The 26,835-nt window shown below is 70.9% G+C and carries 1 protein-coding gene; it reads left to right on the top strand.

The window, feature by feature from the left end; genetic code table 11:
• Positions 1-18 precede the first annotated feature (18 nt).
• The gene (locus WKC72_RS35020; protein ID WP_370181083.1) at positions 19-26,778 is read left to right on the top strand and encodes a non-ribosomal peptide synthase/polyketide synthase; all 26,760 of its coding nucleotides are present in this window, start codon (positions 19-21) and stop codon (positions 26,776-26,778) included.
• The last annotated feature ends 57 nt before the right edge of the window (positions 26,779-26,835 follow it).

Below are 26,835 nucleotides of genomic sequence, written 5' to 3'. Positions count from 1 at the left end.
GGGCGAGGTCGAGTTCGAGTGTGCCCTGGACAAAGTGAAGGACCCGTTCCGGGGGCGGGGGAAACGCGCCGCCCCGCGGACCTCCGTGTCCCGGGGGAGGGACTGACCGATTCCGCTCCGGGCGGCGGCGAACCGTTTCCGCTCTCGGCGGCGCAGCGGGCGACGTGGTTCGCACAGCAACTCGAACCGCAGGTCCCGATCTTCATCGCCCAGTACGTCGAGTTCCACGGTGCGCTGGACATCGACCTGCTGCGGCAGGAGACGGTGGAAGCGGCCCGCGAATTCGAATCGCCCTTCCTCAAGGTGTACGACGTCGACGGCAGGCCGCTGCAGTACGTGGACCATCGGACGGACACGTCGATCGCGTACGTCGACTTCCGTGCCGAAGAAAATCCGGTGGTGGCGGCGCACGAATGGATGGAACGTGATTACGTCACGCCGCTCGATCTGAGCGCCGACCGGCTGGTGGAGACGTCGATCCTGCAGATCGGTGACGCACACTTCCTGTGGTACAGCAGGATTCACCACGTCGCTCTCGACGGCTACGGCGCCATGACGATGCTGCGCCGGATCGCGCACCGGTACTCCGCGAAAATCGCGGGCCGCGAACCGGATCCGAACCGTGCGGTGAGCCTGCGGCAGCTGTACGACATCGACAGCCGGTACCGCGAATCCGAGCGTTTCGTGACCGATCGGGAGTACTGGGCGGGGCGGGTGGCCGGGCTCGAGGGCACCACGCTGGCGCTTACGGCGGGGCACGTGTCGGCCACCAGTACGGTGGAGAGCGCGGTCCTCTCGGACGACGTCGTGGCCGTTCTCGATTCCCGCGACAGCCTGTCGGCGGCGACCATCATCGCGGCCGCGGCGTGCTACCTGTCGCGACGCACCGGCAGAACCGATGTGCTGGTGACCATTCCGGTGTCGGCGCGCACCACGGCGGTGCTGCGCAATTCCGGGGGCATGCTCGTCAACGTGGCCCCGATGCCCGTCAGCGTCCGGGCCGACGACACCGTCGCGGAACTGATCGAGAAGGTCCAGCGTGAGCTGGTCGCCGCACTGCGGCACCAGCGGTGCAGCCTCGACGACATCCGCCGCGACGCCGGCGACACCGCGACGACGGCACTGTACGGGCCGATGGTGAACGTCATGTTGTTCCGCCAGGAGGTCGCGCTGGGTCCGCTCCTCGGCGATTTCCACATCGTCACGTCGGGTCCGGTCGAGGACCTGCTGATCAACGTGTATCAGAGCGGCACCCCCACCAGGATCTTCGTGGACTTCCGCGCGAACCCCAGCCGCTACGAGGACGACGAACTGCGGGAGCACCACCGGCAGTTCGTCGAGTTGCTGGAAGAACTCGCCACCGCAGACCCGGCGTCCCGGGTGGGCAGCATCCACGAGATCAGTTCCCGCACCGGTGAACGACTTCTGCGCGAGGCGGCGGAAATCGAGTACTGGCGCCGGCAGCTGGACGGATTGCCCGACCTCCTGCCGCTGCCCACCGACCGTCGGCGGCCCGCGAGGTTGTCGCAGGCGAGCGACCGGGTCACCGTGGTGGTGCCGGGGGAATTGCACCGGCGTGTGGCCGCACTGGCCGATGCCGCCGGGACCAGTGGCCGGATGGTGTTCCTGACGGCGCTGTCGATCCTGCTGGGCAGGGTCACCGGAAGCATCGACATCGCCGTCGGAACGGCGGTGGACGTGGGCGATTGCACCGACACCGTGGTGGTGCGGTCGCGGTACGCGAGCGAGATGTCGTGCCGCGACTACCTGGCGCACGTCCGGGACGTCGCCACCGAGGCGGTGGCGCACACCGGCGTTCCGTTCGACCGCCTGGTGCGGGAACTCGGAGGGTCGGCGTCGGACGCGTACGCACCGATCGTCCAGGTGCTGCTCGACACCCGCGCGCGCGGCTCGGCCGATTCCACCGTGTCCGGTCTCGACCTGCGCGTCTCCGTCACCGAGGCGGCCGACGAGTCGGGCGGACCGGCGGGCGTCACCATCGAGTTCTGTTTCGCCGCCGACCTGTTCGACGCCCTCACGATCCGGGTGGCCGCCGAACGGTACCTCCGAATTCTCGGCGCGATGGCGGCCGATCCGGATGTCCCGGTCGGTGACATCGAGATCCTCTCCGAAGACCAATATTCCGCGCTGACACCGGTACGAGGACGGCCGGGCCGGTCCGAGCGCACCCTGTCCGACGTGTTCGCGGACGCCGCGGCACTGGATCCGGCGGCGACGGCCCTGTCCCGGCAGGGCGAGGAGTTGTCGTACCGCGAACTGGACCGGTGGTCCACGCAGGTCGCGCGGATGCTGATCGACCGCGGGGTGGGACCGGAATCGTTCGTCGCATTGGCGCTGCCGCGTTCGTTCCGGTCGGTGGCGTCCGTGTGGGCCGTCGCGAAGACCGGGGCGGCATTCGTTCCGGTGGACCCGAACTACCCGGCCGATCGGATCGACTACATGCTCGCCGATTCGGGTGTGGTGCTGGGTCTGACGGAGAAGTCGGTGCGCGGCCGCCTGCACGACTCGATTCCGTGGTGCGTGCTGGACGATTCGGACTTCCAGGCCGACTCCGCCGCCCGCTCCGACCGTCCGCTGACCGACTCCGACCGCATTCGGCCGCTGCACCTCGACAATGCTGCGTACCTGATCTACACGTCCGGCTCGACGGGGCAACCGAAGGGCGTCGCCGTCACACACCGCGGGCTGGACAACTTCGCTGCAGACCAGCAGGAGCGGTTCGGTGCCACGAGATCGTCTCGGACGCTGCATTTTTCGACCCCGAGTTTCGACGCGTCCGTCTTCGAGTACCTGCAGGCCTTCGGGGTGGGCGCGACGATGGTGGTGGTGCCGCCGTCCGCGTACGGCGGCGCGGAACTGGCCGACCTGCTGAAGTCGGAACGTGTCACGCACGGCTTCGTCACCACCGCCGCGCTCGGCACGATCCCGCCCGATGCACTGGTCGACTTCCTCGACGTGGTCGTGGGCGGTGAGGCCTGCCCGCCGGAGCTGGTGGCACGGTGGGCGCCGGGTCGCAGGCTGTACAACGCGTACGGTCCCACCGAGACCACCATCATGGCGAACATCAGCGCGCCGATGACCCCCGGCGACCCGATCACGCTGGGCGGGCCGATCCGGGGCGCCGAGGAAGTGGTGCTCGACGCCCGGCTCCGTCCGGTGCCCGTGGGGGTACCGGGTGAGCTGTACATCGCCGGGTGCGGCGTGGCCCGGGGGTATCACCGGCGGCCGGGCCTCACCGCGGCGCGGTTCGTCGCCGACCCGTACGGCCGGGGCCGCATGTACCGCACCGGTGACGTGGTGCGGTGGCGGCCCGACCACACGCTCGAGTACCTGCGGCGCAGCGATTTCCAGGTGAAGGTGCGCGGTTTCCGCATCGAGCTCGGCGAGATCGACGCGATGCTGCAGACACATCCGGACGTGCGGCTGGCCGTCACCATCGGCAGGCCGGGACCGTCCGGGGACACAGTCCTGGTCTCGTACGTCGTCCCGGCTGCGGGCAGGCCGATCGAGACGACGGAACTGCTGCGGCAGGTGCGGAACCGGTTGCCGGCGTACATGGTTCCGTCGGTCATCGTGGTGCTGGACGAGATCCCGTTGAACCCGGTCGGGAAGCTGGACAGGGCGGCGCTGCCGGAACCGCGGTTCCTGTCCGCCGCCGCCGAGTTCAAGGCGCCGACCGACCCGGTCGAGGAGTCGATCGCCGAGGTCTTCACGGAGGTCCTCGGCGTCGACCGGATCAGTGTCGACGACAGCTTCTTCGACCTCGGCGGCAATTCTCTCGTGGCGACGCGGGTGATCGCGCGCGTCAACGCGGCACTCGGATCGGACGTGGGTGTGCGGGCGTTGTTCGAGGCGCCCACCGTCGAACTACTGGCGGCCTACGTTCGCCGTGCCGGCACGGAGCTCGTGGACCGGCCACCCCTGATCGTCGGGGATCGGCCCGAGCGGATTCCGTTGTCGCTGGCGCAGCAACGGATGTGGTTCATCAACCAGTTCGACCCGGCGTCGGTGGCGTACAACATCCCGATGGCCGTGCGCCTCACCGGTCCTCTGGACACGGACACGCTGCGGGCCGCGGTGGGGGACGTGATCGAGCGGCACGAGTCGTTGCGCACCGTGTATCCGGCGTCGCCGGACGGGCCCTACCAGGTGGTCGTCGACACCGCGGACGTCCTCCCCGACCTCACCCCGCACGTCGACGGCGACGAGTCGCTGCACGAGAGGATCGCGACCCTCCTCGCCGGCGGGTTCGACGTGAGCGCGAAGGTCCCGCTGCGCGCGGCGCTGTTGTGGACCGGCCCCGACGAACACGTGCTGGTGATCGTGGTGCATCACATCGCCGCCGACGGGGCGTCGCTCGCGCCGCTGGCCCGCGACCTGATGGTCGCCTACTCGGCGCGCCGGTCCGGGACCGTGCCGAGCTGGGAGCCGCTGCCCGTGCAGTACGCCGACTTCAGCGTGTGGCAGCGTCGCCTTCTCGGCAGTGCCGACGACGCGGACAGCCTGATGTCCCGGCAGCTGCGGTACTGGCGCGATGTGCTGGCCGGACTACCGGAGGTCAGCGCGCTGCCGCTCGACCGGAACCGGCCGGTCACCCGCTCACTCGAGGGCGCGACCGCGGCGTTCTCGATCGACGCGGGCCTGCACCGGCAACTGCTGCTCCTCGCGCGCGAGCACAACGCGACGCTGTTCATGGTGATGCATGCGGCGCTCGCCGTGCTGCTGTCGAGGATGTCCGGATCGGGTGATGTCGCCATCGGTACCCCGATCGCGGGCCGCGGCGAGGCGGCGCTGGACGACCTCGTGGGGATGTTCGTGAACACGCTGGTGCTACGAACCCCGGTGGAGTCGGACGAGGTGTTCGTCGACGTGCTGGCCCGGGCCCGCGACACCGATCTCGGCGCGTTCGGGCACACGGACGTTCCCTTCGAAAGCGTCGTCGACGAGCTCGCTCCCGGCCGGTCCACATCCCACTCGCCGTTGTTCCAGGTGCTGCTCGAATTCCAGAACACCGTGCGCGCCCACCTCGAACTGCCGGGCCTGACCGTCGAAGCGGTGGACGTCGACCCGGGTGTCGCCAAATTCGATCTGCAACTGTCGCTCGCCGAACACCACGACGAAAAGGGCACCGCGGCAGGAATGTCCGCTGCCTTCCTGTATGCGACGGACGTGTTCGACCGGACGTCGGTGGACGGGTTCGGGGAGCGTTTCGTCCGGGTGTTGCGGGCGGTGGTGGACGACCCGGCGGCGGTGGTGGGCGACATTCCGGTTCTCGGTGCGGCCGAGCGCGATCTGGTGCTGGACCGGTGGAACCGCGAGGGTGCCACTGCCGACGCGCAGACCGTGGTCGAGCTGTTCGCGCGGGTGGCCGCGGTTACCCCGGACGCCACCGCGGTGGTGAGCGGCGACGAGACGATGACCTACGGGGAACTGGACGAGCAGGCGAACCGGTTGGCCCGGTTGCTGATCGCCGAGGGTGTGGGAACCGAGTCGCTGGTCGCGGTGATGGTGGATCGCACGCCTGCCCTCGTGGTGACGTTGCTGGCCGTGCTCGCGGCCGGTGGCGGGTACGTGCCCGTCGACACCAGCTATCCCGCCGAGCGGGTGGCGGCGATGTTCGACGACGCGCAGCCCGTCTGCGCCGTGGTCAGCGCCGAATTCTCCGCGCTGGCACCGGCTGGGATTCCGGTGGTGGTGATCGACACTCCTGCGACGTCCGGTGCGGTGGCGGAACTGTCCGGGCTGCCGGTCACCGATTCGGACCGGTTGCGGCCACTGCGGGCCGACGCCATTGCATACGTCATCTTTACGTCGGGATCGACCGGGCGGCCGAAGGGCGTGCAGGTGTCGCATCGGTGCGTCGTCACGCTGCTGGCCAACACCCGGGAACTGTTCGGGTTCGACGCATCCGACGTGTGGACGCTGTTCCACTCGTACGCTTTCGACTTCTCCGTCTGGGAACTGTGGGGTGCACTCGTCCACGGTGGCAGGCTGGTGCTGGTCGACTACTTCACCGCACGGTCGCCGGACACGTTCCTCGAACTGCTGCGCCGGGAACAGGTGACGGTGCTGAACCAGACCCCGACGGCGTTCTACCAGCTGACGGAGGCCGACCGTGCGGCGAGCGCCGTCGAGGACACTGACCAGACACCACTGTCGTTGCGGCACGTGATCTTCGGTGGCGAGGCCCTCGACGTCGGGCAGCTGGAGCGGTGGTACACCCGGCACGACGACCGGGCCCCCGTGCTGGTGAACATGTACGGCATCACCGAGACCACGGTGCACGTCAGCTTCCTCGCCCTCGACCGCGCGCTGGCGGCGTCCGTGCCGGGCTCGGTGATCGGCGGCGGACTCCCCGGCCTGCGCGTCTACGTCCTGGACGGCCGGCTGCATCCGGTGCCGCCCGGGGTGGTGGGCGAGCTGTACGTGTCCGGCGACCAGGTGACCCGCGGCTACATCGGCCGGCAGGGTTTGACCGCGACGCGTTTCGTCGCCGACCCGTTCGACCACCACCGGGCGGGGGCACGCATGTACCGGTCGGGCGACGTCGTGAAGTGGGGTGCGGGCGGACGGCTCGAGTATGTCGGGCGCAGCGACTTCCAGGTGCAGCTGCGCGGTTTCCGGGTGGAACTCGGCGAAGTGGAGGCCGCCCTGGCCGCGTGCGCCGGGGTGGCGCAGTCGGTGGTCGTGGTGCGCGGCGACGACCGGGACGGCGACCGGCTGGTGGGTTACGTCGTCCCGGAGGCGGGTGCGGATGTCGACGCGGCGGCGGTTCTGGGCGCGGTCGGGGAGACCGTACCGTCGTACATGGTGCCGGCCGCGGTGGTGGTGATCGACGCCCTGCCCCTGACGGTCAACGGCAAACTCGACCGGAAAGCGCTGCCGGAAGCAGATTTCGGAACGTCGACAGTGGGATTCGCCGCCCCGCGCAATCCGGTGGAGGAGATCGTCGCCGCCGTGTTCGCCGACCTGCTCGGCGTCGTCCGGGTCGGGGCGAACGACAGCTTCTTCGCGCTCGGCGGGAACTCGCTTTCCGCGACCCGGCTCGTCGCCCGCATCAACGCCGCGGTCGGCAACCGACTGGGCGTGCGTGACGTGTTCGACGCCCCGACCGTCGCCGGGTTGGCCGCCCGCGCCGAGGCCGGGGGCTCCGGCCCGGAATCGCGGCCGGCGCCGACCCCGCGGGATCCGTCGCGGGAGGTCCCCGTCTCGCTCGCACAACAGCGGATGTGGTTCATCAACCAGTTCGACACGGCCAGCGCGGCGTACAACGTGGCGATCGCGCTCCGCCTCGACGGCACGCTCGACGCTCAGGCGCTGCAGGCGGCCGTGACCGACGTCGTCGAGCGCCACGAATCCCTCCGCACCGTGTTCCCCCTCACCGACAGCGGTCCGCGGCAGGTGATCCTCGCGGCGGAGAACGTGGCGCCCGCTCTCACCCCGCACGCCGTCGTGTCGGCGGACCTCGACGCCGAACTTCACCGCTTGCTCTCCGCCGGGTTCGACGTGACGACGGAGGCGCCGGTGCGGGCCCGGCTGTTCGCGTCGACCGAGCGCGAGCACGTGCTCGCCGTGGTCGTGCACCACATCGCGGCGGACGGCTTCTCGATGGTTCCGCTCGCCCGCGACGTCCTGTCGGCGTACACCGCCCGGTGCCGCGGCGCCGCGCCCGACTGGACCCCGCTTCCCGTGCAGTACGCCGACTACACACTGTGGCAACGAGACTGGCTCGGCGGCGAAGACGACGACGGGTCGCCGCTCGGCCGCCAACTCGCCTACTGGACCGCCACGCTGGACGGCCTCCCCGACGTACTGGAACTGCCGACGGACCGGCCCCGCCCGGCCGCGCGCACCCTGGGTGCAGGCCGGGTCGAGTTCGAGCTCGACCCCGATCTCCACCGGAGCGTCGTACAGCTCGCCCGCAGGCACGGATCGACCGTGTTCATGGCCCTGCACGCCGCGCTGGCGATCCTGCTGTCGCGGCTGAGCGCGTCGGACGACATCGCCGTGGGCACACCCATCGCCGGCCGCGGCGAGGCCGAGCTCGACGACCTGGTCGGGATGTTCGTGAACACCCTCGTGCTCCGCACCCCCGTCGACGGTTCCCGTACGTTCGCCGAGCTGCTCGGGCAGGTCCGCGAGGCCGATCTCGGGGCGTTCACGCACGCGGACGTCCCGTTCGAACGCGTCGTGGAGCGCCTGCGTCCCTCCCGGTCGACGGCGTACTCTCCGCTGTTCCAGGTGATGCTCGAATTCCAGAACACCGAGCGCCCCGAGCTGGAGCTGCCGGGCCTGCACGTCGAACCCCTCGACCTCGCGTTCGACACGATCAATTTCGACCTCCAGCTGACCCTGCGGGAGAACGTCGACGCCGACGGGCATCCCGCGGGCATCAGTGCGGCACTCGGGTACGCCACCGACATCTTCGACGCCGACACGGTGGCCGCGTTCGCCGAGCGCCTGGTCCGGATCCTGAGCGCTGTCACCGAGTCGCCGGACGCCCCGGTCGGCGACGTCGACGTCCTCGGCGCCGGCGAGCGGGCCGCACTGACGTCCGCGAGCGGGGGCCCCGGCGTGGCGGCACGGACGCTGCCGCAGTTGCTGAGGGCCGCCACGGCCGCGGACCCGGATGCTGCGGCGTTGTCCTTCGATGGGCGTCCGGTGTCCTACCGGGACCTCGACGAGTGGTCGAACAGGCTTGCCCGCCTCCTGATCGAGCGCGGCGTCGGCCCGGAACACGTGGTGGCGCTGGCATTGCCGCGGTCGATCGAATCCGTGCTGGCCGTCTGGTCGGTGGCCAAGACCGGGGCCGCGTTCCTGCCCGTCGACCCGAACCATCCGGCCGAGCGCATCGAGTACATGCTCGGCGACTCCGGCGCCGTCGCCGGTCTCACCACGGCCGCGCTGCGGTCGGCCCTCCCCGCGTCGATCCCGTGGCTGGTTCCGGGCGAGCCCGGGACCGAGGCCGAGCTGGCGCTGCTCCCGGCGGCGGCGGTGACCGACACCGACCGCACGTCGGCGTTGCACGTGGACCACCCCGCGTACGTCATCTACACGTCGGGATCGACGGGCCGACCGAAGGGCGTCGTGACCACACACCGCGGTCTGGCGAATCTCGCTGCGACGGAGCAGAACACGTTCGGCACGACCGGGGCGTCCCGGACCCTGCACTTCGCGTCGCCGAGCTTCGACGCCTCGGTGCTCGAGCTGATGCTGGCGGTCGGGCCGGGCGCGACGATGGTGATCGCGTCCCCGTCCGTCTACGGCGGCGACGAGCTGGCGGAACTGCTGCTGCGCGAGCGGGTCACGCACTGCTTCGTCACCCCGGCGGCGCTCGCCTCGGTCGATCCCGCCGGCCTCGAGAGCGTGCGGTGCGTCGTGACCGGCGGCGAGGCCTGCCCACCGGAACTGGTGGCCCGCTGGGCGCCGGGCCGGGCCATGTTCGACGCGTACGGTCCGACCGAGTCGACCGTCGTGTCGAGCATCAGCACCCCACTGACGCCGGGCCGACCGGTCACGATCGGCGCGCCGACGCTCGGGTTCACCGAGGCGGTCCTCGATCAGCGGCTGCATCCCGTGCCGGCGGGGGTCGCGGGGGAGCTGTACCTCGCCGGACCCGCGCTCGCGCGCGGCTATCACGGTCGGTATTCGCTCACCGCGGAACGCTTCGTGGCCAACCCCTTCGGGCCTGCGGGCGGCCGGATGTACCGGACCGGCGACCTCGTGCGCTGGACGGCGGACGGACAACTCGACTACCTCGGGCGCACCGACTTCCAGGTGAAGATCCGCGGATTCCGGATCGAGCTGGGTGAGGTCGAGTCGGCGCTCCTCGCACACGGCGACGTGGCGGCGGCGGTCGCCGACGTGCGCCGGGACGGCCACTCCGGCGACCGGCTGATCGGGTACGTGGTCCCCGAACCCGGAGCGGACGTCGATCCGGGTGAGGTGGTGCAGTTCGCAGGCACGCGGCTCGCGTCGTACATGGTGCCCGCGGCCGTCGTGGTGATCGCGGCACTCCCGGTGACGGTCCACGGCAAGCTCGACCGGAAGGCGCTGCCGGAACCGGACTTCGGGGTCGCCGTCACCGACAGTCGTCCGCCACGCACCGAGACGGAGGCGCTGCTCGCCGGCCTGTTCCAGGATGTGCTGGGACTCGAGTCGGTGGGTGTGGACGATTCGTTCTTCGCGCTGGGCGGCGACAGCATCATGTCGATCCAGTTGGTGGCCCGCGCGAAGGCTGCGGGTCTGATCCTCTCCCCGCGGGACGTGTTCGAGCGCAGGACCGTCGCCGGTCTCGCCGAGGTGGCCCACTACGAGCGCGCGGATGCCGTGGTGCTGGAGGAACTGCCCGGCGGTGGCGTCGGCCCGGTTCCGCTGACACCCGTCGTCGCGTGGATGCTGGGGCGCAGCGGCGGCCGGCTGAACCGGTTCTCGCAGGCCGTGCTGGTCACCGCGCCGCCCCGGCTCACCCGTGACGATCTCGCCGCCGCCGTCGACGCCGTGCTGGACCGCCACGACATGCTCCGCGCGCGGCTCGCCGTCGACGAGTCGGGGCAGTGGGCCATGACGGTGCTGCCGACCGGATCGGTGCCTGCCGACGCGCTGATCCATCGCGTGCCCGTCACGTCGTTCGACGCCGGCGACTTCGATGCGGTGGCGAGAGCGGAACTGAATGCGGCGGCGGACCGCCTCGACCCGGCGTCGGCCAGCATGGTGCAGGTGCTCTGGTTCGACGGTCCCGGCGGGCAGGGGCGGTTGCTGCTGGTCGCGCATCATCTCGTGGTCGACGGCGTGTCGTGGCGGATCCTGATCTCGGATCTGGCGGCGGCCCACACTCGCGTCGCCGAGGGCCTGCCCGCCGCGCTGCCTGCCATCGGGACGTCGATGCGGCGGTGGGCGCACGGACTCACCGATGCCGTCGCGGCCCGGCGCACCGAAGCGGGGCGGTGGCAGTCGATCCTCGACGGCCCCGATCCGCTTCTCGGCTTCCGGGCGCTGGATCCGGCCGTCGACGTCGATGCCACGACGGGCCGCGTCACCGTGGACGTACCCGCACACGTCACCGAGGCACTCCTCACCACATTGCCCGCGGCCTTCCACGGCACCGTCGGCGACGGCCTGCTCACGGCGCTCACCCTGGCGACGATTCGGTGGCGGCGCCGTCGTGGGGTCGAGACGGCCGACGTGCTGGTCAACCTCGAGGGTCACGGCCGCGAAGACCACGTCGTGCCCGGCGCCGACCTGTCCCGCATCGTCGGGTGGTTCACCACACTGTTCCCGGCGCGACTCGACCTCGCGGGCGTCGACGTCGATGCCGCCCTCGCCGGCGACGACGCGGCCGGGGCCGCGATCAAAGCGGTCAAGGAACAGCTGCTCGCGATCCCCGATCACGGCATCGGTTACGGGATGCTGCGGTACCTCGATCCGGTCGGCTCCGCGGCGCTGAGCCGATTCCGGCCACCGCAGGTGAGTTTCAACTACCTCGGCCGGGTGGCGACGAGCGCGGGCGAGGTGCCCTGGCTGCCCGTCGCGGGCAGTGGGGACCTCGGCGGAACCCAGAACTACGACATGCCCGCCGCCTGGGTGGTGGACGTCAACGCCGCCACCACCGTCCGGGACGGCGCACCGGTGCTCACGGCGACGTGGTCGTACCCCGCCGGTGTGCTGGCCGCCGAGGACGTCGAAGAGCTGTCCGCACTGTGGGTTCGAGGACTCACCGCCCTGGCCGAGCACGCGAGCCGTCCGGGCGCGGGCGGGCTGACACCGTCCGATCTCGATCTGGTACCCGTCGGGCAGGCAGACATCGACCGGCTCGAGGGCACCTACCCGGACCTCGCCGACATCTGGCCGCTGTCACCGCTGCAGGCGGGTCTGCTGTTCCACGCGCAGCTGTCCGAGCATCGCCTCGACGCCTATCAGGTGCAGCTGGTCCTCGACCTGCGCGGCACCGTCGACTCCGCGAGGCTCCGCCGCGCCGCACAGGGCCTGCTCGACCGGCACACGAACCTCCGGGTGGCGTTCGCGGACACCGGCGGCGGACCGGTCCAGGTGGTACTCGATTCGGTGACCGCGCCGTGGACCGACGTCGACCTGACACATCTCGACGACACCCGGCTCGCCGCGGAGGCGTCGGCACTCGTGGCGGCCGACCGCGCCGTCCCGTTCGAGATGTCCGAGGCGCCGCTGCTCCGATTCACGGTGCTGCGCACCGCACCCGACCGGTGCCGGCTGGTCGTCACGCATCACCACATCCTCCTCGACGGATGGTCCACGCCACTGGTGATCAAGGACCTGCTCGTCCTCTACGCCACGGACGGCGACACCACGGCCCTTCCCCGCGTCACGTCGTACCGCGACTACCTGCAGTGGATCGGCAGGCAGGACCACGAACGCTCCACGGCCGCCTGGGTATCCGCCCTCGCCGGCTCGGACGAGCCGACATTCGTGGCACCGGCGGCGCGCGGCGAGCAGAGCTTCGCCGAACCCGAGGACGTGCGCCTCGACGTGGGCGAGGAGAAGACCCGGGCGCTCGAGGCGCTCGGGCGCGAGCACGGGCTGACGATGAACACCCTCGTCCAGGTGGCGTGGGGGCTGGTGCTGACCACGCTCGGCACGCGCGAGGACGTGGTTTTCGGAGCCACGGTGTCCGGCCGCCCACCGGGAGTCGCCGGCATCGAGTCGATGGTGGGGCTGTTCATCAACACGGTGCCCGTCCGGCTGCGCCTGCGCCGCGAGGAGACGCTCGCGGAACTGCTGCAGCGTTTTCAGCGTGAACAGTCCGCCCTCCTCGAACACCACTACGTGGGACTCACGGAGATCCAGCGCGCCGTGGGCGCGGGCGCCGCGTTCGACACGCTGACCGTGTTCGAGTCGTATCCGGTGGACCGCATGGGATTGTCGGAAGACACCGACATCGACGGCATGCACGTCGCGGGGATCGAGGGGATCGACTCCACCCACTATCCGTTCACCCTGATGGCGCACGTCGACACCGGACTGCACCTGCGACTGCGCTACCAGCCGAACGTCTTCCAGGGCGAGTTCGCGGAGTCGGTGGCGGCCCGCGTCGCGCGCGTCGTGCAGATCCTGCTGTCGGACATCGACACGCCCATCGCCCACCTCACACTGCTGTCGGAGGCCGAACTCCAGGAGTACACCGCGGTGTCCGGCGCCCCGGCCGGGCCGCCGAAGACCCTTCCCGAGATCCTCACGGCCTCGGCCTGGAACCGGCCGGAGGCGCCCGCGCTCGTCTTCGACGGACGCGAGACGAGTTACCGCGAACTCGACGAGCGGTCGAGCGCGCTGGCCCGCGTGCTCATCGATCGTGGTGCCGGACCGGAGACGTTCGTGGCGCTCGGGTTGCCCCGGTCACGGGAATCGGTGCTCGCGGTGTGGGCGGTCGCGAAAGCGGGCGCGGCGTTCGTGCCCGTCGACCCGAACTATCCCGCCGACCGCATCGAGCACATGCTGGCCGATTCCGGTGCGGCACTGGGTGTGACGACGTCGGAGCATCGGCACCGATTGCCCGGTTCCGTGCCGTGGCTGGTGCTGGACGATCCGGTCTTCGACCGCACGTGGTCCGCCGCACCCTCCGCCCGCGTGACCGACCTGGACCGCCGGTCGGTGCTCGACGTCGACCACGCCGCGTATGCGATCTACACGTCCGGATCCACCGGCAGGCCGAAGGGTGTCGTCGTCACCCACCGCGGTCTGGCGAACCTGCTCACCGAGCAGACCGAGCACTACACCGTGTCGCCCGACGCCCGGTGCCTGCACATCTGTTCACCCAGCTTCGACGTGGCGATACTCGAACTCGTCCAGTCGTGTGCCGCGGGGGCGACGCTCGTGATCGCTCCCCCCGACGTCTACGGCGGGGCGGAGCTGGCGGCGCTGCTGCGTCGCGAACGCGTCACCCACGCCTGCATCACCCCGGCCGTCCTGGCCACCGTGGAGCGCGACGGTATCGAGCACCTCGCGGCGCTCGTCGTGGCCGGCGACGCCGTCGGCGACGAACTGGTCGCCGCGTGGGGTGCGGATCGGGCGATGTTCAACGGCTACGGCCCCACCGAGGCCACCATCCTCACCACCTTCAGCCGGCCGATGAGACCGGGAGAACCGGTCACCATCGGGAGCCCCGTCCGCGGCATCGCGCTGTCGGTCCTCGACGCGCGGCTGCAGCCCGTTCCGGCCGGGGTGCCGGGTGAGCTGTACATCGCGGGAACGGCTCTGGCCCGCGGATATCACCGGCGGCCCGCTCTCACCGCGGAGCGGTTCGTCGCCGACCCCTACGGCGGCGGCCGGATGTACCGCACGGGCGACGTCGTGCGGTGGCGTCGCGACCACACCCTCGAATACCTCGGGCGCAGCGACTTCCAGGTGAAGATCCGCGGTCAGCGCGTCGAACTGGGGGAGATCGATTCCGTTCTCACCACTCACCCCCACCTCGGCTTCGCCGCGACCATCGGCAGGCCGGGCCCACTGGGGGACACGGCGCTGGTGTCGTACGTGCTGCCGCACGACGGCGAGGAGGTCGCGGCGCCGGACGTGCTCGCGTTCGCGGGCCGGATCCTGCCCAAGTACATGGTGCCCGCCGCAGTGGTGGTCCTCGACGAGATTCCGCTGACCCCCGTCGGCAAACTCGACCGGAAAGCGCTGCCCGCACCGGAATTCACGTCGGCGACCCTCGGGTACCGGGCGCCCACCACTCCGATCGAGGAGGCCGTCGCGCAGGTGTTCACCGACGTGCTCGGTGCCCCGCGCGTCGGCGCCGACGACAGCTTCTTCGAACTCGGCGGCGACTCGCTCAGCGCCACCCGGGCGGTGGCACGCATCAACTCCGCCCTCGACGCCGGGATCGGTGTGGCCGCACTGTTCGACGCGCCTGTCGTCTCCGATCTGGCCGTCCGGATCGACTCGGCCGCGACGGCGACCACCCCGTCGGTGGCACTCACCGCACGACCGCGCCCCGACCGGATCCCGTTGTCGCTGGCGCAGCAACGGATGTGGTTCGTCAACCAGTTCGACACGTCCTCGCCCGCATACAACATCCCGATCGCCCTGCGACTGACCGGCACCCTCGATCACGCCGCCCTGCTCGCAGCGGTCGGCGACGTGGTCGAACGCCAGGAATCGCTGCGCACCGTGTTTCCCGGGTCGGTCGACGGACCGCACCAGGTGATCGTCGATCCGGGGCGGGCCACGCCCGGCCTCGATCCGGTGGCCGTCTCCGATGATCGTGCTCTGCGGGACGCCCTCGCGGCCCTGGCCGGCACCGGTTTCGACGTGAGCGACGAGATCCCGTTCCGTGCCAGGCTGTTCGAGCGGGGGCCGGAGAAACACGTCCTGGCGATCGTCGTGCACCACATCGCCGCCGACGGGTTCTCGATGATGCCGCTGGCCCGCGACGTCATGCTCGCGTACACCGCCCGGACCGTGGGGGAGACACCCGGCTGGACCCCGCTGCCGGTGCAGTACGCCGACTACAGCGTGTGGCAGCGGGACTTCCTCGGTGCGGTGGACGAACCGGACTCGGTGCTGTCGAGGCAACTGGGCTACTGGACGGACACCCTGTCCGGTGCGCCCGAGGTGCTGCAGATCCCCGTCGACCGGCCGCGCCCCGTCCAGCGGTCGTACCGCGGGGGCGTCGTGGAGTTCGACGTGCCTGCCCGGCTGCACCGGGCGTTGAACACGATCGCGACCCAACATAATTCGACACTGTTCATGGCGGTCCACGCGGCGTTCGCCGTCCTGCTGTCCCGGTTGTCGGGCACGGACGACGTCACGATGGGCACGCCCGTCGCCGGTCGCGGGCAGGCGGTGCTCGACGACGTGGTGGGCATGTTCGTCAACACGCTCGTCCTGCGGACCGTGGTGGATCCGCGGGCGTCGTTCGGTGAGGTACTGACGGCGGTCCGGGCCGCCGACCTCGGTGCGTTCGAGCACGCGGACATCCCGTTCGAGCGGCTGGTCGATCATCTCGCCCCCGAACGATCCACGTCGCACACCCCGCTGTTCCAGGTCCTCATCGAGTTCCGGAACGCGGAGGGCACCCACCTCGAACTGCCCGGTCTCACCGTCGACTCGCTCGACGTGGACCTCGGCGTCGCGAAGTTCGACCTGGAACTGAGCCTCGCCGAACAGATCGACGCGGACGGCGCGCCCGCCGGACTCGCTGCCGGACTGCGGTTCGCGACGGACGTGCTCGATCGCGACACCGTCGCCCGGTTCGGGGAACGGTTCCTCCGGGTGCTCGAGTCGGTCGCCGGTGCCACGGAGCTCCCGGTGGGCGACATCGAGATCCTGGACACCGTGGAGCGCGACCTGCTGCTGCCGGCGCTCGCCGGGCCCGCCCCGCCGGACGCGACCCTGGCGGAACTCTTCGAGCGGGCCGCGCAGCGATCCCGCCACGCGACGGCCGTCGTGTGCGAAGGCGTGTCCCTCACCTACGACGAGCTGGATACCCGGGCGAATCGTCTGGCGCGGCTGCTGATCGCGCGGGGCGCCGGCCCCGAGACCCTGGTGGCCGTCGCCGCGGCGCGGTCGGTCGATCTGGTGGTGGCGCTGCTCGCGGTGGTGAAGTCGGGCGCCGGGTATGTGCCCGTGGACGTCACGTATCCGGCGGAGCGGCTCGCGTTCGTGTTCGCCGACTCCCGCCCGGTGTGTGTGCTGACCACCGAGGCCGAATCCGACGCGGTCCGGGCGAGCGGGGTCCCCCTCCTCCTCGTGGACAGCCCGGACGTGGCGGCCGAACTCGACCGTACGTCGCCGCTGCCGGTGACCGACGGCGACCGGACCGGGCCGCTGCGCCCGGACTCGGTGGCGTACATCATCTACACCTCCGGATCCACGGGGCAGCCGAAAGGCGTTCAGGTGGAGCACCGCAACGTCGTCACCCTGTTCGCGGACACGCAGCCGCTGTTCCGGTTCGACGCGTCCGACGTGTGGACCATGTTCCACTCGGCGGCGTTCGACTTCTCCGTCTGGGAGCTGTGGGGTGCGCTGCTCCACGGTGGCCGGCTGGTGGTGGTCGACTACTTCACGACCCGCTCACCCGACATGTTCCTGCGCCTGCTGCGGGACGAGAGCGTCACCGTCCTGAATCAGACTCCCGCCGCCTTCTACCAACTCGCCGAGGCGGACCGGGTCGCCGGCACCACCGCACTCGCCCTCCGCGTCGTGGTGTTCGGCGGCGAAGCCCTCGACCTGGGACAGCTCACCCGCTGGTACGCGCGACACGTCGACACCGCCCCGGTGCTGGTGAACATGTACGGCATCACGGAAACCACCGTGCACGTCAGCCACCTGCCGCTGGACGAGGAACTCGCCGCGTCCGCGTCGGCCTCCGTGATCGGCCGGGCACTGCCCGGACTGCGCGTGTACGTGCTCGACTCCCGCCTGCACCCGGTACCGCCGGGAGTGGTCGGGGAACTCTACGTGTCGGGCGCGCAGGTGTCCCGCGGGTATCTGGGCCGGTTCGCGCTCACGTCGACCCGGTTCGTGGCCGACCCGCACACACCCGGTTCGCGGATGTACCGATCCGGCGACCTCGGCCGGTGGAACGCGGACGGGCAGCTGGAATATTTGGGCCGCAACGACTTCCAGGTTCAGGTCAAGGGGTTCCGCATCGAGCTCGGTGAGGTGGAGTCGGCGCTCCTCGCCTGCGACGGCGTGGCGCAGTCGGTGGTGCTGGCGCGGCGCGAGCGACTGGTGGGCTACGTGGTGCCCGAGGCGGGCCGGGTGCTGGACCCGGCCGGAATCGTCGACACGGTCGCCGGCCGCCTGGCGGCGCACATGGTGCCCGCGACCGTGGTGGTACTCGACGCCCTGCCCCTCACCGTGAACGGCAAACTCGACCGCCGAGCGCTGCCCGAACCGGACTTCGGACGGCAGGTGTCGCTCGGCCGCGCACCGGCGACGGAGACGGAGCGGATCCTCGCCGGCCTGTTCGCCGAGGTGCTCTGCCTCGACTCGGTGGGAGTCGACGACTCGTTCTTCGCGGTGGGCGGCGACTCCATCATGTCGATTCAGCTCGTCACGCGGGCGAAGGCGTCCGGGGTGGTGATCACCCCGCGGGACGTGTTCGAACGCAAAACGGTTGCCGCACTCGCGGAGGTCGCGACCGCGGGCGAGCAGACGGTCACGTTGGAGGAACTGCCCGGCGGCGGCGTCGGCGAATTCCCCCTGACCCCGATCCTGCACTGGATGCTGGGCAGGGACGGCGATTTCCGGCGGTATTCCCAGGCCGCGCTGTTCACCACTCCCGCCGCACTGGACGAAGACACGCTGACGGCGGCGATGCAGGCCGTCCTGGACCGGCACGACATGCTGCGCGCCCGGCTGTACCGCAGCGACCGGGCCGAGCGCGGCGCGGCGATGGCGGTCGCGCCGCCCGGCTGGGTGCGGGCGACCGCGGTGCTGCGCACGGTGCCGCTCGACGACGCCGTGGACTCGTTCACCGAGGCCGCGTCCCGCGAACTGGTCGCCGCCGCGGGCCGGCTCGACCCGGAGTCGGGTGTGATGGTGCAGGCGGTGTGGTTCGCGAGCAACGCGACACCGGCCGCCGCGGGACGGCTGCTGATCGTCGCCCATCACGTGGTGGTCGACGGGGTGTCGTGGCGCATCCTCGTCCCCGACCTCGCCCTCGCCTGCGCTCAGGTGCTGTCGGGTGAGTCGCCCGCCCTGCCCGGCACCGGCACGTCGATGCGCCGGTGGGCGCACGCCCTCACGGACGTGGCGCAGGAACCCTCTCGCACAGCCGAACTCGACCTGTGGCGGCGGATGCTCGACACCCCGGACCCGCCGCTCGGGTCGCGGCCCCTCACCGCCACCGACATCCAGACCGCCGACGTCGAGGTCCGGATCCCCGTCGAGGTGACCGAGGCGCTGCTGACGACGCTGCCACAGGCCTTCCACGGGAGTGTCGGCGACGGACTGCTGACCGCGCTGGCGTTGGCGCTGGTGCGCTGGCGCCGGGCGCGGGCGATGGAGTCGTCCGGTGCGCTGGTGACTCTCGAGGGGCACGGTCGTGAGGAGCAGGTGGTTCCGGGCGCGGATCTCGCCCGCACCGTCGGCTGGTTCACCACGATCTTCCCGGTGGGCCTCGACCTGAGCGGCGTGGACGTCGACGACGCGTTCGCGGCCGGCCCCGCCGCCGGTGCCGCGGTCAAGGCGGTGAAGGAGCGGTTGCAGTCGATCCCCGACCACGGCATCGGGTTCGGGCTGCTCCGGTACCTCGCCCCCGAGACGGCCCCCGTGCTCGCGGCCCTGCCGGGCGCGCAGGTGAGCTTCAACTACCTCGGCAGGCTCGGTTCGGGTTCCGCGCCGGACGGCGACTGGACGCCGGTCGCCGACGCGGGCCTCGCCGCCGCCGCGCACTCCGGGCTGTCCGCGGCGGCCGTCGTCGACGTGAACGCCAGGACCACCGACACCGCCGCAGGTCCCGCCCTCACCGCCACGTGGTCGTTCCCCGTCGGGGTGATCGCGGCCGACGACGTCGGCGAACTCGCGAGCCTGTGGGTCGGCGCGCTCGAGGCCCTCACCGCGCACGCCCGGTCCGGTGGCGGCGGATTCACCCCGTCCGACCTGAACCTCGTCCGGCTCGGCCAGAGCGCGATCGACGACCTCGAGCGCCGCTATCCGGCGATGACCGACGTCTGGCCGCTGTCACCGCTGCAGGCGGGCATGCTGTTCCACGCCGAACTGGCCGACGAATCGGTGGACGCCTACCTCGTCCAGCTGATTCTCGACCTCGGCGGCGACGTCGATGCGGCTCGACTGCGCCGGGCCGCAGCCGCGCTCCTCGACCGTCACCCGAACCTGCGCAGCGCGTTCTGTCACGACTCCGAGGGCGGGGCCGTGCAGGTCGTCTCGGGCCGGGTTGCCGTGCCCTGGAGGGAAATCGACCTGAGCGGACTGGGCCAGGACGCGGCGGCCGCCGAGATCGAGCGACTACTGGCCGCCGACCGGACCACCCCCTTCGACATGGCCACCGCACCACTGATCCGGTTCCTGCTGGTGCGGACGCCCGGCGGACGCCGGCGACTGGTGTCGACGAACCACCACATCCTGCTCGACGGCTGGTCGATGCCGCTGATGATCCGGGAACTGCTCACGCTGTACGCCACGAATGCCGACCTGGCGCCGCTGCCCCGGGTACGGGACTACCGCGACTACCTGGCGTGGATGAAGGGGCGCGACATCGACCTGGCCGCGCGGGCCTGGGCGGACGTCCTCGCGGGGGTCGAGGAACCGACGCTGCTGGTGCCCGCCGACCGGGCTCGGCAGCTGTCGACCGTGTCGCGGGAGTGGGTGTTCGACCTCGACGAGGACCGGACCGACCGGCTGCGCGAATCCGCGCGCGCTCGCGGGCTCACCCTCAACAGCATTCTGCAGACGGCATGGGGCATCGTGCTGGGGATGCTCACCGGACGCGACGACGTCGTGTTCGGCGCCACCGTTTCCGGCCGGCCGCCGGAACTCTCCGGCATCGAGACGATGGTCGGGCTGTTCATCAACACCGTTCCGGTGCGCGTCACGCTGCGCCCGGAGGAGACGCTCGGCGCGTTGCTGGAGCGGGTGCAGGCCGAGCAGGCGGCGATGCTCGATCACCACTACACGGGTCTCGCCGAGATCCAGGACGCCGCGGGTCCCGGCGTCGGGTTCGACACCCTCACCGTGTTCGAGTCGTACCCGGTGGACCGGGCCGGGCTGTCGGAGGACACCGACATCGCCGGGCTCCGCGTGACCGGCGTGGATGCCCGCGACGCCGCCCACTACCCGCTGAGCCTCGTCGCGTCGGCGGCGGCGAGCCTGCACCTGAAGTTCGAGTACGTGCCCGACCTGTTCGCCCCCGGCGCGATCGAGGACATCGCCGAGCGGGTGGTGCGGGTGCTCGACGCCTGCGCCGGACCCGACGTTCCGCTGGCCCGGCTGTCACTGCTCACCGAGCGGGAACGCGCGGAACTGGTACCGGTCCGCGGTGGTCCCGCCGGCTCCGTCCGCACGCTCCCGCAGATCTTCACGGACGCCGCCGCGGTCGACCCCGATGCGGTCGCCCTGTCGTCCGGCGACGTCGAGGTGTCGTACCGGGAGCTGGACGAGCGGTCCAATCGGCTCGCCCGTGCTCTGATCGCCCGCGGACTCGGCCCGGAAACGTCGGTGGCCGTGGGTATCCCACGGTCGATCGAGTCGGTGCTGTGCGTCTGGGCGGTGGCAAGGACCGGGGCCGTGTTCGTGCCCGTCGACCCGAACTATCCGGGCGAGCGCATCGCGCACATGCTCACCGATTCGGAGTGCGCACTCGGGCTGACGACGTCCGAGCATCGCGCCCGCCTGCCCGAGAACATCGGCTGGCTGGTCCTCGACGACCCCGCGTTCGCCGCCGAGTGCGCGGCCGCATCCGCGGCACCGGTCGGCGACGGCGACCGCACGGCACCGGTCACCCTCGACACGGCCGCCTACCTCGTCTACACGTCCGGGTCCACCGGCAGGCCGAAGGGCGTGACCGTGACGCACCGCGGTCTCGACAATTTCGCCCGAGATCAACTCGCCCGCTTCGGGGCGGATCCCGGGTCCCGGACGCTGCACTTCTCGACACCGAGTTTCGACGGATCCGTATTCGAGTATCTGCAGGCGTTCGGCGCGGCGGCGACGATGGTGATCGCGCCGACCACCGTCTTCGGCGGCGACGAACTCGCCCAGCTGATCCGCGACCGGCACGTCACGCACGCGTTCGTCACCACGGCGGCGCTCGCGTCCCTCGACCCGGCGGGGCTGGATCAGTTCACCGACGTCGCGGTCGGCGGCGAGGCCTGCCCACCCGAACTCGTGTCCCGGTGGGCGCCGGGGCGCCGGTTGTACAACGCGTACGGGCCGACCGAGACCACAGTCATGTCCAACATCAGCGATCCCCTGACCCCGGGGGAGCGCATCACCATCGGCGGACCGATCCGCGGTGTCACGGAGTTGGTGCTCGATTCCCGGCTGCAGCCCGTTCCGGCGGGGGTTCCGGGGGAGTTGTACCTCGCCGGTGCGGGACTGGCGCGCGGCTACCACCGGCGCCCCGGGCTGACGGCGGAACGGTTCGTCGCCGACCCCGCCGAGCCCGGGCAACGGATGTACCGCACCGGCGACATCGTGCGCTGGACCCCCGAGCGCACCATCGAGTACCTGGGCCGCAGCGACTTCCAGGTGAAGGTGCGCGGGTTCCGCATCGAACTCGGCGAGATCGACACCGCCCTCGCGGCGGACCCCGACGTCCGGTTCGCGGTCACGGTCGCCTACCGCGGCCCGGCCGGGGACACACTCCTCGCGTCCTATGTCGTGCCCGCACCCGAGCGAGCCCTCGACACCGAGACGATCACCCGCCGCCTCGCGGGCAGACTGCCCGCCCACATGGTTCCGTCGTCGATCACGGTGCTGGACGAGATCCCGCTGAACGCCGTCGGCAAGTTCGACCGCAAAGCCCTGCCCGCACCCGAATTCGACGTCGGCGGGCGCGAATACCGGGCACCCGCCGATCCGGTCGAGGCGACGGTGGCCGAAGTCTTCGCGGAGGTCCTCGGACTCGACCGGGTGAGTGCGGATGCGGGTTTCTTCGACCTCGGCGGCAACTCACTGAGCGCGACCCGCGCGGTGGCCCGCCTGCGTGCCGCACTCGACACCGACGTCGGCGTGCGGGCGCTGTTCGAGGCGCCCACGGCCCAGGCGTTGGCCGCGCGCATCGAGCACGCGGGGGCGGGTCCGTCCGGCCGTCCCGCCCTCACCGCCGGGGACCGCCCGGACCGCATCCCGCTGTCGTACGCCCAGCAACGCATGTGGTTCATCAACCAGTTCGACACGAGTTCGCCCGCCTACAACATCCCGATGGTGGTGCGGCTCACCGGCGACCTCGACGTGGATGCGCTGACCGCCGCGGTCACGGACGTCGTGACCCGGCACGAGTCGTTGCGCACCCGCTTCCCGCTCCGCGACGGCGAACCCGTCCAGGAGATCCTCGCGCCCACCGGCCACCAGGGCTGTGGCCGATCGGAACAAGCGCCGATGGTCGGGCCGATCGCGGTCGCAGACGAAAGTCGCCTCCGGGAGGAGCTCACCCGGCTGGTGTCGGCCGGCTTCGACGTCGCCACCGCCGTCCCGCTGCGCGTCGCCCTGTTCTCCCTGGACCCGACGGACCACGTGCTCGCCGTCGTGGTCCACCACATCTCGGCCGACGGTTTCTCGATGGCACCGCTGGTGCGGGACGTGATGATCGCGTACGAGTCCCGCGTCCACGGTCGCGCTCCCGCATGGACGCCGCTGCCGGTCCAGTACGCCGACTACACACTGTGGCAACGCGGGCTGCTGGGTTCGGAGGACGATCCCGGGTCGCTGCTCTCGCGGCAACTGGCCTACTGGGAGTCGGCGCTGGCCGGGCTGCCCGAACTCCTCGAACTGCCTGCCGACCGTCGGCGTCCCGCACAACAGTCGTTCCACGGCGACCGGGTGCGCTTCGCGATCGCCCCCGGCCTCCACGAGCGGATCCGGACGGCGGCGCGAGAGCACCGGTCCACCGAGTTCATGATCGTGCACGCTGCACTCGCGGTCCTGCTCGGGCGGCTCGGCGGCACGGGGGACGTGGCGATCGGCACCCCGATCGCGGGACGCGGTGAGGCGGCGCTCGACGACCTCGTCGGAATGTTCGTCGGCACGCTGGCCCTGCGCACCCCCGTCGAGGCGGGACAGCCGTTCCGTGACCTGCTCACGCGGGTCCGCGATGCCGATCTCGGCGCCTTCGCGCACGCCGACGTGCCCTTCGAACGGGTGGTGGACGCCGTCGGACCGGTGCGGTCGACCGCCCATTCGCCGCTCTTCCAGGTGTCCCTCGAATTCCAGAACACCGAGACTCCCACGCTGCGGTTGCCGGGGCTGAGCGTCGAGGGGCTCGATCCCGACCTCGACGTCGTGAAGGTGGACCTCGAGGTGATCCTCGACGAGCGGTTCGCCGCGGACGGCGCGCCCGCGGGCATGGTGGGTGCGATCGACTACGCGACCGACCTGTTCGACGCCGACACGGTGCGGGGTTTCGCGGAACGGTTCGTGCGCATCCTCGACACGGTCACCGCGGAACCCGTCATTCCGGTCGGCGACATCGAGATCCTCGGCAGCGACGAAGTCGCGGCGCTCACCCCGGCGCACGGAGCACCCGACGCCCCGAATGTCCTTCTGCCGGAACTGCTGTCGGCCGCGGTCGACCGAGACCGGGGCGCCGACGCGGTGTCCTACCGGGGCCGGACGATCAGCTACCGCGAACTCGACGAGGCGTCGAACCGGCTGGCGCGCCGGCTGATCGAGCACGGTGCGGGTCCGGGAACCACCGTCGCTCTGAGCCTGCCGCGCTCGATCGAATCGGTGCTGTCGGTGTGGGCCGTCGCTCGAACGGGCGCCGCGTTCCTGCCGGTCGACCCCGGGTATCCACTCGACCGCATCGAGCACATGCTCACCGACTCCGGTGCCGTGTCCGGGGTGACCCTCCGGGCACCCCGAGATCGGCTGCCCGACACCGTGAACTGGATCGTGCTCGACGACGCCGAAGACGAGGAGCGGATCCGGGTGCAGTCGCCCGCCCCCGTCACCGACGGGGACCGGACGGCACCGCTGCACGAATCACATCCCGCGTACCTCATCTACACGTCCGGATCCACCGGTATCCCCAAGGGAGTGGCCGTCACGCACCGTGGCCTGGCGAACCTCGCCGCGGAGGAGCGCGACCGTCTCGCCGTTACCCCCGGCTCCCGGGTGCTGCACTTCGCGTCGCCCAGTTTCGACGCGTCCGTGTTCGAGCTCGTGATGGCATTCTGTGCGGGTGCGACGCTGGTGATCGCTCCGCCGACGATCTACGGCGGCACCGAACTGGCCGGACTGCTGAGCGACGAGCGCGTGTCCCACGGATTCGTCACCCCGACCGCGCTGGCGTCGATGGACCCCCTCGGCTTCGAGTCGCTGCGGACGCTGGTCGTGGCCGGTGAGGCCTGTCCACCCGAACTCGTCGCCCGGTGGGCGCCCGGCCGCCGGATGTTCAACGCGTACGGGCCGACCGAGACCACGATCATGTCGAACATCAGCGACGCGCTGGTGCCGGGCGACCCGATCACGCTCGGCGCACCCACCCGCGGCGTCTCGGAGGTCGTGCTGGATCCGCGGCTCCGCCCGGTGCCGGTCGGTGTGGTCGGTGAGCTGTACGTGTCGGGACGCGCCCTGGCAGCCGGGTATCACCGTCGGCCCGGTCTGACGGCCTCCCGCTTCGTGGCCGCGCCCTGGGGTGTCCCGGGCGAACGGATGTACCGCACAGGAGACGTGGTGCGGTGGCGCCGGGACGGCACCCTCGAGTACGTCGGGCGCACCGACTTCCAGGTGAAGATCCGCGGGTTCCGCATCGAACCCGGCGAGATCGACGCGGCACTCACCACCCATCCCGACGTCGGGTTCGCCGTCACGGTCGGCCGTGCCGGGCCTGCGGGGGAACCGCTGCTCGTCTCGTATGTCCGTCCGATCGGCGGCGCGGACGTCGACACCGCGGAACTCACCCGTCTCGTAGGGGAGCGGTTGCCCGCCCACATGGTGCCCGCCGCGATCGTCGTGCTCGAACAGATTCCGCTGACGCCGGTGGGCAAGCTGGATCGCGCCGCACTGCCCGCACCCGAGTTCCTGTCGGGCGCCCGCTTCCGGTTGCCCGCGAACGACCTGGAGGCGGCGGTCGTGGACGTCTTCGCCGACGTCCTCGGGCTCGACCGGGTGGGGGCGGACGACAACTTCTTCGAGCGGAGCGGCAACTCCCTGCTCGCCACGAAGGTGATCGCCGCCCTGCAGGAGAGACTCGACCGGAAGATCCCGCTGCAATGGATGTTCCTCGATCCCACCCCGTCCGGCCTCGCAGGCAGGATCGCACTGCCGTCGGCGGAGGGCGGTGTCATGGAGGCACTCGGGGTGGTGATTCCGCTGCGCACCGAGGGCACGGGACGGCCGCTGTTCTGCGTCCACCCGGGAATCGGGCTCTCCTGGGGGTACGCGGGCCTCATCCGGTATCTGCCCGCCGACCGCCGGGTGTACGGACTCCAATTGCCCACGATCAGCGGGGACGGCGACTACCAGTCGATCGAACAACTTGCGCACCGGTACGTCGAGGAGATGAAGGCCATCCAGCCGGAGGGGCCGTACGACCTGCTCGGCTGGTCGCTGGGCGGGGTCATCGCCCATGCGATGGCCGTCGAACTCCAGAATGCCGGTGAGGAGGTCCCCACCCTCGCGGTCATGGACAGCTATCCCGACAATGGCGAGGATCCGCTGTTCGGGCAGCTCGACATGCGGGATCTGCTCCGCGGACTGGGGCTCGTCGTCGCCACCGACGGCGACCTCACGTACGAACGCGCGGCGCAACTCCTCAACGAATCGTGGGGCAGTGACTCCGGACTGCGCGGAGAACACCTCGAGCGAATCAACGCCGGATACGAGAATTCACGAAAACTGGTCCACCGGTTCGAGCCGCAGGTTTACGATGGCGAGCTGCTGATCTTTCCCGCGACCGGCGACGACGACGGCACCACGCGCGCCCGGTCGGCGGACGAGTGGAGACCGCTGGTGACCGGTCGAATCGTCGAGCACCGGGTGGACTGCGGACACAACGACATGATCGAGCCGCAGTCCCTCGCCGTCATCGGGCCGGTGCTGTCGAGGTATCTCGAAGCCGGTCGAACCCCGCGCCGCGACGACCGAATCCGCTGAACAGAGCCGCGCCCCTGTGCAACGATGGGGTCTGTGCGCCCTGTGGACGGCGAACGG

Source organism: Rhodococcus wratislaviensis, assembly GCF_041228765.1.
Classification (GTDB): domain Bacteria; phylum Actinomycetota; class Actinomycetes; order Mycobacteriales; family Mycobacteriaceae; genus Rhodococcus_F; species Rhodococcus_F wratislaviensis.
Note: the sequence above shows the minus strand (reverse complement) of the source record. Positions and strands in the feature narration are given on the sequence as shown.